The following is a 13,000-nucleotide window of genomic DNA, read 5'->3' as shown; positions in this document are numbered from 1 at the left end:
AAAAATAAACAGGAATCTATTTTAATGATTAGTTATTGTGGTTATATCGCTTTAGTTGGCAGACCTAATGTAGGTAAATCAACACTTCTTAATTGTATTATGCAGCAAAAAGTTAGCATTACCTCAAGAAAGCCACAAACAACTCGGCACAGTATTTTAGGGATCCGTACTGAAGGTGATTACCAATTTGTTTATGTAGATACCCCTGGAATTCACCAAGGGACTAAAAAAGCAATGAATCGCATGATGAATAAAACTGCGATTAGTGTATTGCGGGATGTTGATGTGATTGCTTTTTTAGTTGATGGAACCCATTGGCAAGACGAGGATGAGTACGTTTTGAATTTAGTAAAGCAAGCCAAAGTACCGTGTATTTTAGTAGTGAATAAAGTAGATAAAATTGATGATAAGACTCAGTTGTTACCTTGGATAGAACAAATAAGTCAAAAACATGAATTCGCAGCAATCATCCCTATATCCGCAAAAACAGGAGTACAGGTCGATGAGTTGCAAGAAAAACTACAGAATTATTTGCCAGAGGGACCTCATTTATTTCCAGATGATCAATTGACGGACCGACCCATAAAATTTCTATGCGCGGAATTGCTGCGAGAAAAAATTTTCCGCTTTTGCGGACAAGAATTACCTTATTCTGTTACTGTAGATATTGAATCCTTTAAGGATGAAGGCACGCTCGTGCGTATTCATGCACTGATTCTTGTGGATAAAGACAATCACAAACGAATGATCATTGGTGATAAGGGACAGAAACTAAAAGAAATGGCAACGAATGCACGAGTGGACATGGAAAAACTATTAGGCAAAAAAGTCTTCTTACAGTGCTGGTGTAAGGTAAAATCAGGCTGGTCGGATGACGAGCGTATATTAAAACAATTAGGTTATGACCACTAGGACAATAGCAGCTTGGGTTTTACACAAAAAATGGTCTGGGGATACTAGTGCTCAAGTCAGTTTTTTTACGCGTGAGTTAGGCGTAATTCAATGCCTTTATAAGGGTGGGCGTACCCCAAAAAAGCAAGCCCTTTTACAACCTTTTACCCCACTATGGATCAATCTTGCCGAGCGTCGTGATCGATATTATGTACAAACTGTTGAAAGTACTTCCCCATCACTTCAGCTTATAGGTAGCTCACTTTTCGCAGGTTTATATATAAACGAAATTCTTTATTATGCTTTAAGTCGCAATTATTCTGATTCGGCATTGTTTGATGCTTATTTATTTACTTTAAATGGCCTAACATTAGCAAAAGAACGATTAGTCATTGAAGCGTTATTAAGACGTTTTGAGTGGACTTTGCTGCATGCATGTGGTTATTCCTTTTCATTAACACAGGAAGCAGGTAGCGCAAATTTGATTGCTCCTGATTCATATTATCAATTTGTTGCCGGTGAAGGTTTTATTCGCGACAGCCGGGGAATTTCGGGTGCACATATTCTTGCATTGGCAGAAGATAAATTAAATGAGGCTCCTTATCTTAAATCAGCAAAAATTATTATGCGCCAAGCGATCGATCATCTTCTGGGGGGGCGAGAGATTAAGACACGTGCTTTGTATCTTGCTGAGTGAAAGAAACAGTGAAGGGTGTATGAATTCATAGAATTGTTACTGCATTAAACTAATGCAACGAATATATATGTTTTCAAGCAACTTGAGTTTAGGTCAAAAGGGACTTTATACTCTTTATTTTATTTGTAAGGTGTAGAATGAATAAGTCAATACTCTTGGGGGTTAATATTGATCATATAGCAACAGTACGTCAGGCACGTGGTACCCGTTATCCTGATCCTGTTCAAGCAGCTATGGATGCGGAAGAAGCAGGGGCTGATGGTATTACTTTGCATATGAGAGAAGATCTAAGACATATTCAAGCGCGTGATGTACGTTTGATTAAACAAGTTTTGCAAACGCGAATGAATCTTGAGTTGGCAGTTACCGAGGCGATGCTTGATTTTGCCGAAGAAATTTTACCTGAGCATTCGTGTTTGGTACCGGAAAAGCGTGAGGAATTAACTACAGAAGGTGGCCTGGACGTAATAACGTACCAGAAATCAGTAGAGCACGCTGTGCGACGTTTGGAATCTATGGGTAGTGAAGTATCTTTATTTATTGATCCAGATCGTGAACAGATTAAGGCTGCAGCAGATATCGGTGCTCCTGTTATTGAATTACACACCGGATGTTATGCTGATGCTACGGATGTAGAACAGCAGCAGTATGAATTAGGGCGTATAAAACACGCCGCGGAATATGCTGTAAGTTTAAATTTGATTGTTAATGCAGGCCATGGTCTTAACTATCATAATGTGCAAGCTATAGCCGCCATAAAAGAATTACATGAACTTAACATAGGCCATGCAATTATTGCCCGTGCTTTATTTTGCGGTATGAAAGAGGCAGTAAGACACATGCGTCAACTAATGCAGGAAGCAAGACTTTATGTCAACATCTGACGTGATTGTTATTCGTATTACTGGAGATTCAGGTGATGGGGTGCAACTGGTGGGGGAACAACTCACTATTAGCGCCGCACTTACCGGTCGTGATGTGCGGACCTTACCTGATTTTCCTGCAGAAATTCGGGCTCCAGCAGGTACTGTAGCGGGGGTTTCTGGTTTTCAATTGGCAATGGCGGAACATGCTATTTTCACTGCAGGTGAGTCGCTTGATGTGCTTGTTGCATTAAATCCAGCCGCATTAAAAAATTCCTTGCAACATCTAAATCAAGGCGGTTTGTTGATTATTAACGAAGACAGTTATCAAGAAAAGGATTGGCAAAAAGCGGGAATGGATAAAAGTTTTCTCGATAATTGTGCCGAACATTACCAAATTGTTTCATTTCCTTTAATCACCCAAACTCTTCAAGCCGTATCTTCGCTTGATTTGACGAAACCGCAAGCTACCAAAACCAAAAATTTTTACGTTTTGGGTTTGGTTTTATGGTTGTTTGATTTGACAACTACTGCATGCGAGTCGTTTATTGCTAAAAAATTCAAAGCGAATGCTGTAGTTGCTAAAGCCAATCAATTGGCTTTATTAGCTGGATACAATTATGCAATGACTTTAGAGTTAACTCGCCGAGACTATATGTTAGGTGAAGTTAATCGAGCTGTAGGGGATTATCGACAAATTACAGGTGTTGAAGCAGTAGGCTTAGCACTTGCTACACTGGCTACGTCTACACAAATACCGACCTTGGTTTCCGGATATCCAATTACTCCTTCTTCAGCAATCCTGCATGAGTGTGCACGATTATCTGATTTTGGAGTACAACTTTTGCAAGCAGAAGATGAAATTGCGGCAATTTGTGCTTGTATCGGAGCTGCATATGGCGGGAGATTGGCTTTAACTACAACTTCTGGACCTGGACTGGACCTAAAAAGTGAAAGTTTGGGTTTAGCTGTAGTCGCTGAATTACCTTTAGTCTTGCTCGATGTTCAACGAGCAGGAGCTTCAACGGGTTTACCAACGAAAACGAGTCAAAGTGACTTGCGACAAGCGCTTTATGGACGTCATGGTGAGGCACCTTTACCGGTACTTGCAGCACATTCGGCTGCTGATTGTTTTTATACTGTTTTAGAAGCATTTTATCTAGCCATTAAATATATGACTCCAGTAATTGTTTTATTGGATGCTTATCTCGCAAATGCTGCTGAGCCATGGAAAATCCCTGAGGTCGCCTCTTTAAAATTACCTCAAGTTAAATTTAACCGTTTTCCAAAACCGTTTGCTCGTGATGAGTTTTTAAGTCGTAGTTGGAATAAGCCCGGTACTCCAGGGTATATTCACCAGTTGGGAGGCTTAGAAAAACAAGGTGAAGAGGGGCGAGTAAGTTATGATGCTGAAAATCACCAAAAAATGGTTCATTTACGTCAACAGAAAATCGATGGAGTTGCACAAGAGTATGCTCCTTTAACGATTGAAGGGGATGTTAATGCATCAACCATTTTAATTGGCTGGGGAAGTACTTACGGCAGTTTAAAATCAGCTGTGCAGGAATGTTTGGAACAAGGATTGGCGATTGCTTACGTCCATTTACGTCATCTGAATCCCTTGCCCAATGATTTAGGTGCTATTTTGAAAAAATACGATAGGGTATTGGTCGCCGAATTAAACTCTGGACAATTATGCCAAATTATTCGTGCTACTTATTTAGTTGATGCACGAGTAATCAGTCAATCGAATGGTCAGCCTTTTACGGTGAGTCATCTGGTGAACATTATAAAAGCGGAAGCGAACTATGAACAACAATTATAAACGTGAAGATTTTGCCAATGCAAACGAAGTTCGCTGGTGTCCAGGCTGTGGGGATTATGCAATTCTAATGGCCCTGCAAAAAATGTTGCCTGAGTTGGGATTACCGCCAGAACAGCATGTGTTTATTTCCGGAATAGGTTGTGCAGGCCGATTACCTTATTATATGAATGCTTATGGTTTTCATACCATCCATGGTCGAGCTACTGCGGTGGCAACGGGATTAAAAGCCTTGAGGGATGATTTGTGTGTGTGGGTAATCACTGGAGACGGGGATGCTTTAAGTATTGGAGGCAATCATCTGATCCATATTTTACGTCGTAATGTAAACGTGAATATTTTATTATTCAATAATCAGGTATATGGCCTTACCAAAGGTCAATTTTCACCAACATCACAAAAAGGTCAAGTGACAAAAACCTCCCCCAAAGGAGTAGCTAATGAACCAGTGAACCCGCTTTCTTTAGCGTTAGCGGCGGGGGCTAGTTTTATAGCTCGTGCAGTAGACAAGGACCCGGTTCATTTAGGTTCCATATTAAAGCAAGCTCAGGAACACCAGGGCTGTTCTTTTGTGGAAATTTATCAGGATTGTAATATTTTCAATCATGGTGCTTTTGATGAGTTTGCGCTTAAAAGCAATCGAGCAGAGAACACAGTACTATTAGAAGAAGGGCAACCTTTACTTTATGGTGCGCAAAAAGAGAAAGCATTGCATGTAAAGGGAGAAGAGTTCGCTCGTGTTTCAGCAGAAGAAACGGATATTTATCGACATGATCCAAGTAGTTTTGCTGCTGCGATGCGACTTGCTTCTTTATCTTTTCCGGAGTATCCAGTTCCTTTAGGTGTTTACTACCAGAAAACCCGGGACTTGTTTGCCTTGCCTCAAGAAGTCAAAAAGACTGTAAATGACTTACCCGAACTATTTAGGGCAAAAGCTAGTTGGCAACAAAGTTAATTAGAGTGCTACGATTCTTAACTTAATGATACTAACATTACGTTAAGAATTCCCCTCATCCGCCCTTGTGGGCATCTTCTCCCTTGTAAGGAGAAGGGATTCAACGTATTTGAACTTTGGTGGAGCGCCATGCTTCAAGAGCAGCCAAATACGGCTTTTCGATGATACTGCGTGAATATGTGCCAAAAAAAATCCCGGCAAAAACTAACCGGGATTCAGGTAGAGGAGAACGATAACTAGTCGCGGCCTGAAAATGCACTTAGTATATTAAGCAAGCTTACGAACAAGTTATAAATTGATACAAAAAGACCTACTGTAGCTGAAATATAATTCGTTTCGCCCTCATGAATAATTGCACTCGTTTGCATCAGAATTAATCCTGAAGAAATAAGTATAAAAATGGCTGAAATGGCTAATTGTAGCGCCGGCATATGAATGAAAATTCCTGCAATCATTGCCAGTAAAGCAACCATTACACCAACAAAAAGAAATCCGCCTAGGAAGCTAAAGTCTTTTTTAGTGGTTAATGCATAAGCGGATAGTGCAAAGAAAATGATTCCAGTACCACCTAAGGCAGTTGCAATTATTTGCGGGCCATTAGAAAAGTGGCTGATATAAAAGTTAAGCACAGGACCTAAGGTATAACCCAGGAATCCAGTGAAGGCAAAAACACTGACCAGTCCCCAAACGCTATTTCGTAATGCTTGAGTCAAAAACATTAAACCATAAACGCCAACTATCATCAGAAGAGGATTCATTGGGCGCGCGCCGCTCGTAAGAGATAAAAGGGCCATACATGCACTGAATAAAAATGTAAGACCGAGTAATAAATAGGTATTACGCAGTACCTTATTGCTTGAGAGTGCAGACTCACTACTTCGCGTAAGAATAGTGACATTATTTCGGTTCATTGTTTAGAGCTCCTCTATGTTTATATTTAGTCTAGCATATCTATGGGACAGTTTCCCATATTTCAAGTTTAAAACGAATTATTTTTGTTTTGAGGTTCTACAGTACTATAGTAGTATTATAAATAAATTTTGATAGAACAAGTAGGGCTGGTTAGTGCAGTATGAATTATTGTAACTTGGGCTCAGTCAGAAGAACCTGAGTTAATCGATTCATATCAAAAGCCCCAGCTCAGCTGGCGCTCCACAAACCAAGATTACGCGAAAAATCTCGACATTTTTGATGTCATAAATTTTAGGATTTATTATGGCACGAGCAGCATTAGTACAAATGGTTTCCTCAGCAGGAGTTGCTGATAACTTACAACAAGTAGAACAATTAATGACCCAAGCTCGTGAAGAGCAAGCCGAACTTGTACTCCTGCCTGAGAATTTTGCGTTCATGGGGATTCATGAAACAGATAAATTGCAGATTGGCGAAGGGTATGGCGCTGGTCCTATACAACAAAAAATCAGTCAATTGTCAAAAAAATTAGGCTTATGGGTAATCGCGGGGACTATTCCTCTTAAAAGTTCAGGATCTAAAGTACGTGCCAGTTGCCTGGTATATGATGATCAAGGGAAGTGTGTAGCGCGTTATGATAAGATTCATTTGTTTGATGTAAACGTCTCATCAAATGAAACATATCAGGAGTCAATGTCCATTGAACGCGGACATGAGCTGGCTCTTGTGGAAACTCCAGTGGGAAAAATAGGACTAACGGTTTGTTATGATCTACGTTTTCCAGAGCTTTATCAACAGCTGATGTTGCAAGGGGCGCAGGTGTTTACGGTTCCTTCTGCCTTTACGGCTATAACTGGCCTTGCGCACTGGGAGGTATTATTGCGAGCCAGAGCCATTGAAAATTTATGTTATGTTTTGGCAGCAAATCAAGGGGGGCGACATGAAAATGGACGAACCACTTTTGGTCATAGCATGATTGTTGATCCTTGGGGAAAAATACTCACTCAAAAAGAAACGGGTGCTGGAGTGGTGACAGCAGATATTAATTTACAAAACCAAAGGGAAATACGCCGAAAATTCCCCTGTATAGACCATCATGTATTAAACTTATAAGAGAAATACTATTTTTGTTCGCAAAAACCAATAGACACTATTTTATTTATTAAAGGTAATTAAATGACAGAAGCTCTTACTACAGCAAAAAAGATTTTACTAGCTCCTGCAGCACTGGATGAAACGGGTATAGAAAAATTATTTAAAACAATGATGCATCATCATATTGACGACGCTGATCTCTATTTTCAAAGTTGCAGTTATGAATCCTGGTATTTGGAAGATTCGGTGGTGAAAAGCGGGAGCTACTCCTTAGATCGAGGGGTAGGAATTCGCGCCGTTAGTGGTGATAAAACAGGATTTGCTTATTGTGATGATATTTTATTACCTTCAATGTTGCGAGCTGCCGATGCCGCTCGTTCTATTGCACTGACTGGTTCCAAACCAATTCAATCGATTCATGTAAAAGGGGCAGCTGTAAGTCGCTACCAAGGCTTAAATCCAATTGAAGGTATGAGTAAACAAGAGAAAATTGCTTTATTGGAGGCGATTGATAAAGAAGCCCGTAGTATTGATCCCCGTGTAATTCAGGTAAATGCTTCATTAAGTGGCTGCTATGAAGTTGTGATGGTCGCTGGAATGAATGGACAAATGATTGCTGATGTTAGACCACTAGTGAGCATTAATGTAAGCGTTATTGTAGAAGACAAAAATGGAAGAAGGGAATCAGCGCGCTCTGGTGGCGGTGGACGAGTACCTTATTCCTATTTTTACGAAAAAGAAAATGCCTTAAGTTACGCTCGAGAGGCAGTACGCGAGGCCTTGATTAATCTGGAAGCAAAACCTGCACCAGCAGGAACAATGCCTGTGGTTTTGGGCCCAGGATGGCCGGGAGTTTTATTGCATGAAGCAGTAGGACATGGTTTGGAAGGAGATTTTAATCGCAAAGGATTATCTGCCTTTTCGGGACGTATTGGCCAACAAGTAGCTGCTCCAGGTGTTACTGTGGTTGATGATGGGACTTTGAAGGACAGAAGGGGCTCTCTAACTATTGATGATGAGGGCACGCCATCACAATGCACTACATTGATTGATAATGGTGTTTTGGTGAATTACATGCAAGATAAGTTAAATGCCAAATTGATGGGTATGAACTCTACAGGTAATTGCCGTCGTGAATCTTATGCGCATGTACCTATGCCCAGGATGACGAATACCTATATGTTGGCAGGACAACATGATCCCGAAGAAATTATTCGCTCTGTACAACGTGGTTTATACGCGGTTAATTTTGGTGGTGGACAAGTTGATATTACCTCAGGTCAATTTGTATTTTCTGCTAGCGAAGCTTATCTTATTGAGAATGGCAAAATTACTGCGCCAGTCAAAGGAGCCACACTCATCGGCAATGGTCCGGATGTGATGAAGAAAATCAGTATGATTGGAAATGATTTGGGCTTGGATCGAGGAATAGGTGTTTGTGGTAAAGAAGGACAATCCGTTCCAGTTGGAGTGGGGCAACCTACTTTGAAAATCGATGCATTGACAGTCGGTGGAACAAGTTAAATAGGTCGTCAGTAGAATACCTGGGTGAAGCGAAGCGGAACCCGGGTTTTTTGAGCACAATGATACCTGGGTTCGGCTATCCCTTCACCCAGGATTTATCTGACTAAAAACTTAACCTCTCAAACCAGCAGGAATTCGAACACTGATGGAGTTATTGGTTTGTGATTGTACTGTGCCTCCCATACCATTCGTGACAGTGTATGCTGTGGTAAATCTGGGATCTGCGGGATTATTGCTTTGATAACTACAAATAATGTTTCCAGATGCACTATTATAAGTCACTGAATCATTAAAATAGTTAATTAAATTAGCGGGAACATCTTGAACAGAGCCGGTAGAACGAAAGTATACTTGTAGTGTTTGAGATAATACGTATTCTACACCGTAGCCACCAATATAGTTTCCAAAATGGGTTACAGCGTTTGGTCCTTGAGTAGCAGGACAATAGACATTTATGTCATATGCAGTAGGATCTGCCATTGCAATTCCAGGAATGAAACTAGAAAGTAATAATAATGAGCTTAAAGAAAAATTCTTAATCATAATAGTTCCTTCTATATATTAATTAAAAAACAATGACTTATTTTTAGATTGGCGACTAAGATTGTTAATTAATTAAGTTAGGGTTGTCAATGAAAAAGATCTAAGGGTTTACTTCATCCTCTTCTAAAAACCGGAAAAGCGATTGCTTGCGGTTATTCAACAGGGTCTCAAAAGATCATCCATGCCTTGCTCGGAAGTCCTCTCTAGACTTTGTTCTCTCCAGTTAATTTATTAAGCAAGGAGGTGATTTCAAAAATTCGCTCTTCTGAAGAAGTGCTATCTAGGTTAAAACGTAAGCGCTGCGGTCCTTCCATTTGATATCTTTTGGCATGGACTTGAATTAAATGAATCAAAGTGCCTGGATCAATAGAAGGTTTTTCATTAAAGTCCAGCTTCCCTTGCTGGGCTCCAGCACTGATTTTTTGAATACCCATTTGTTCCGCTTTTAATTTTAATTCGGTAATCAATAATAAATGTTTAACTTGTGGTGGTAATAAACCAAATCGGTCAATCAACTCAATTTGTAAATCATGCAATTGTTCTTTACTTTTTGCATTTGCAATTCGTTTATACATAATGAGTCGGTTATGAATATCGGGAATGTATTCCTCAGGGATAATGGCGCTAATTCGTAAATCTATCTCAGGCCCTTGGTGCATTGGTGCAGATAACTCTGGCGTTTTTCCTTCTTTTAAATCATGGACTGCTTTATCAAGCAGCTCCATAAATAAATTAAATCCAATGGCCTGCATGTTTCCGCTTTGTTCCTCTCCTAAAAGCTCACCTGCTCCGCGAATTTCCATATCATGAGTTGCCAATGTGAATCCTGCACCCAGATCCTCCAATGAGACAATCGCTTCTAAACGTTTGACTGCATCGGCAGTTAAGACTTTTTCATGGGGGGTAAGCAAGTAGGCATAAGCCTGATGATGAGAGCGGCCAACGCGTCCACGTAACTGATGTAATTGGGCTAAACCAAATTTATCAGCTCGATCTATAATAATTGTATTGGCGGTAGGAATATCAATACCCGTTTCAATGATGGTGGTGCAGACTAATACATTAAAACGATGGTGATAAAATTCAGACATTACCCGTTCTAACTCGCGTTCACGCATTTGTCCATGAGCACTGCGGATTTTTGCTTCTGGGACTAGGGTTTGTAAATCCTGGCATACTCGCTCAATTGTTTCTACATTATTATGCAAGAAGAATACCTGACCACCTCTAAGAATTTCTCTTAAAATGGCTTCACGGATGGTTGGGTCTTTTTTCTCCTGCCAAAAGGTTTTAATTGCCAGACGTTTGGCAGGGGGTGTTGTCATCAGAGAAATATCTCGGATTCCAGCCATAGCCATATTCAGTGTTCTTGGAATTGGGGTAGCAGTCATGGATAAAATATCAACATGAGTTCGCAGCGCTTTAATGTGCTCTTTTTGTTTGACACCAAAACGATGCTCTTCATCAATAATGAGAAGGCCTAAATTTTTAAAAGCAATATTACTTTGAAATAATTTATGGGTGCCTATGACGATATCCACTGTGCCGGATTTCAAAGAAGCAAGAACTGTCTCTGTTTCTTTATTTGAACGGAAGCGTGAAAGTAATTCGATATTGATGGGAAAATCAGCAAATCGGTCTCGAAAGGATTCAAAATGTTGTCCCGCCAAGAGAGTAGTAGGCGCAAGAATGCAAACTTGTTTATTACTTTGTACTGCAACAAAAGCAGCTCGCATTGCAACTTCGGTTTTGCCAAAACCTACATCCCCACAAATCAAACGATCCATGGGCCTTGGAGATTCCATGTCTCTTATGATTTGCTCAATTGCCTGTAATTGATCGGGAGTCTCGGTAAAAGGGAACGCACTGGCAAATTTAACATATTCACTATGATCTATTTGATATTGGTATCCTGGTTGCGCTTCTCTTTTGGCGTAGAGGTCCAGTAATTCGATCGCGACATCATGAATTTTTTCAACGGCCTTTTTCTTCTCCTTTTGCCATTGATCCGACCCTAGTTTATGCAAAGGGGCATGTTCACTATCCATCCCCGTGTAACGGCTTATAAGGTGGAGGGAGGTTACCGGGACATAAATTTTATCTTCACCCGCATAGGTAAGAACTAAAAACTCACTGGCAAACCCGTTGGATTCGATATGTTGTAGGCCTTGGTACCGTCCGACCCCGAACTGCAAATGGACTACCGGAGCGCCAACACGGAGTTCGTCCATATCACGGATAATTAAATCGGGATCAATTGTTTTTTGCGTACCACGTCTTTGTGGTGTGCTTTGCTCTCCAAATAATTGAGACTCAACAATGATTACGATCTGGCTTTGTTTTAATTCACATCCATAAATAAGATCCCCTGTGCTGATGTTGACTGGGGCCGTATCATTAATAAAATCCTGCCATGAAGATTGTACTTTAGCGGAAATGCCACTTGGTTTTAGCAAATCAAGTAAGACCTCACGTCGTCCAGCACTTTCGACCACAATTAAATAGCGACGCGTCGAATCAGCACAATATTCGCGAAGTTGACTTAAAGGTTCTTGGGTTTTCCTGTCTATAGGTAATTGAGGACCGGGTACGATATCAAAATTAACCACAGCCCCTTTCTTATCTGATGGATTTTGGAACAAACGAAGTTGTTCATAGGTATTGGCTTTGGTTAATAATTCAATTGGATTAATGAAACACGCTTGAGGCGATAAAATAGGCCTACTGATATCATATCGTCTTTGTTCAAAGCGCTCATTCAATTCTTGCCAGAATTGTTCTGCATTATTTTGAATGTTTTCGATTAAACAAACTTTCGCATGTTCCGGTAGATAATCAAAAAAAGTAACGGTTTTTTCAAAAAATAAGGGTAAATAGTATTCGATCCCCGAAGGAAACTGACCTTCACTGATTGCTTCATAAATAGGGCACTGGCTGGGATTTCCTGGAAATAACTCTCTAAAAGCTCGTCGAAAGAGCAATTGACTTTGTTCATTTAAAGGAAATTCTCGGGCAGGTAACACATTGATTTCTTTAATTTTTTCTATAGTGCGCTGGGTTTCAGTATCAAATTCCCTTAAACTTTCAATTTCATCATCAAAAAGTTCAATGCGAAATGGTAAACCCGAACCCATGGGATAAACATCAATAATTGAACCGCGTAGGGCAAACTCTCCATGTTCAAGTACTTTATTAACGCAATGATAACCGGATTGTTGTAATTGGTTACGAAAAGCACCCAAATCCAGTTTTTGGCCTTCTTTAAGCATCAGAGCATATTGATTTAAAAATTCCGGTGGGCAAAGCCTATGCATTAATGTGCTTGCCGATGTGATGACAATTGCATCGGTTACTTGTTGAATACGACTTAAGGTATATAAGCGTTCAGAAATAATGTCCTGATGTGGAGAAAACTGATCGTAAGGAAGTGTTTCCCAATCAGGAAAAAACAATAACTCTTGAGGTGTAGTGGTGTTGAGGAAGAAGTTTAATTCTGCCTGTAACTGATTTGCACTGAGATTGTCTTGGGCAATCAATAACTTAATTCCAGGAGTTTGTTGACAATACTCAGCCAGTGCAAGTGCTAAGCTACTTCCATGGAGTTGTCCCCATATTTGTTTGGCCTGTGTTGGTTTATAGAGTAAGGTTTTGATGGACATAGCTTAGGCAATCGGATTTAAAAGTTTTCGATTATACCT

General features: G+C 40.2%; 10 protein-coding genes. 7 read left to right on the top strand and 3 right to left on the bottom strand.

The annotated features are described in order from the left end of the window. Positions 1–24 precede the first annotated feature (24 nt). From era to ACWTEW_RS26905, 5 genes are all read left to right on the top strand, one after another. A complete protein-coding gene (gene era / locus ACWTEW_RS26925; RefSeq protein ID WP_454781160.1) occupies positions 25–912 on the top strand; it encodes a GTPase Era in 888 nt (295 codons plus the stop codon). After that, complete coding sequence (recO, locus tag ACWTEW_RS26920; protein WP_454781159.1) at positions 902–1,588, top strand: DNA repair protein RecO; 687 nt, start codon at positions 902–904, stop codon at positions 1,586–1,588. Before era ends, recO begins: the two co-directional genes overlap by 11 nt. Positions 1,589–1,725: 137 nt before the next feature. After that, entirely contained in the window at positions 1,726–2,472 is a 747-nt protein-coding gene (gene pdxJ, locus ACWTEW_RS26915) for a pyridoxine 5'-phosphate synthase (protein ID WP_454781158.1), read from the top strand. Continuing rightward, positions 2,459–4,276: a 2-oxoacid:acceptor oxidoreductase subunit alpha gene (locus tag ACWTEW_RS26910; RefSeq protein WP_454781157.1), complete on the top strand. Its 1,818-nt coding sequence runs from the start codon at positions 2,459–2,461 to the stop codon at positions 4,274–4,276. Before pdxJ ends, ACWTEW_RS26910 begins: the two co-directional genes overlap by 14 nt. After that, positions 4,260–5,228: a 2-oxoacid:ferredoxin oxidoreductase subunit beta gene (locus tag ACWTEW_RS26905; protein WP_454781156.1), complete on the top strand. Its 969-nt coding sequence runs from the start codon at positions 4,260–4,262 to the stop codon at positions 5,226–5,228. The genes ACWTEW_RS26910 and ACWTEW_RS26905 overlap by 17 nt, the downstream gene beginning before the upstream one ends. 236 nt (positions 5,229–5,464) lie before the next feature. Here ACWTEW_RS26905 and ACWTEW_RS26900 read toward each other — a convergent pair whose 3' ends face one another. Then, entirely contained in the window at positions 5,465–6,139 is a 675-nt protein-coding gene (locus ACWTEW_RS26900; RefSeq protein WP_454781155.1) for a Bax inhibitor-1/YccA family protein, read from the bottom strand. A 304-nt stretch (positions 6,140–6,443) separates the two neighbouring features. Here ACWTEW_RS26900 and ACWTEW_RS26895 point away from each other — a divergent pair, with 304 nt between their 5' ends. Beyond that, positions 6,444–7,253 carry a carbon-nitrogen hydrolase family protein gene (locus ACWTEW_RS26895; protein ID WP_454781154.1) on the top strand — a complete coding sequence of 270 codons (810 nt, stop codon included), beginning with the start codon at positions 6,444–6,446 and terminating at the stop codon, positions 7,251–7,253. 63 nt (positions 7,254–7,316) lie between these two features. Beyond that, positions 7,317–8,759, top strand: coding sequence for a metalloprotease TldD (tldD, locus tag ACWTEW_RS26890; RefSeq protein ID WP_454781153.1), 1,443 nt, complete (start codon positions 7,317–7,319; stop codon positions 8,757–8,759). A gap of 111 nt (positions 8,760–8,870) precedes the next feature. Here the strand turns inward: tldD and ACWTEW_RS26885 are convergent, their stop codons facing one another. Together ACWTEW_RS26885 and mfd are read right to left on the bottom strand one after the other, a co-directional pair. Beyond that, positions 8,871–9,302 carry a hypothetical protein gene (locus ACWTEW_RS26885; protein ID WP_454781152.1) on the bottom strand — a complete coding sequence of 144 codons (432 nt, stop codon included), beginning with the start codon at positions 9,300–9,302 and terminating at the stop codon, positions 8,871–8,873. Positions 9,303–9,505: 203 nt separating this feature from the next. Further along, positions 9,506–12,961: a transcription-repair coupling factor gene (gene mfd, locus ACWTEW_RS26880; RefSeq protein WP_454781151.1), complete on the bottom strand. Its 3,456-nt coding sequence runs from the start codon at positions 12,959–12,961 to the stop codon at positions 9,506–9,508. Between the last annotated feature and the right edge of the window lie 39 nt (positions 12,962–13,000).

It is taken from the genome of Legionella stuttgartensis (assembly GCF_977063405.2).
The sequence above is the reverse complement of the archived record's forward strand: the minus strand, read 5'-3'. Positions and strand labels throughout refer to the sequence as shown.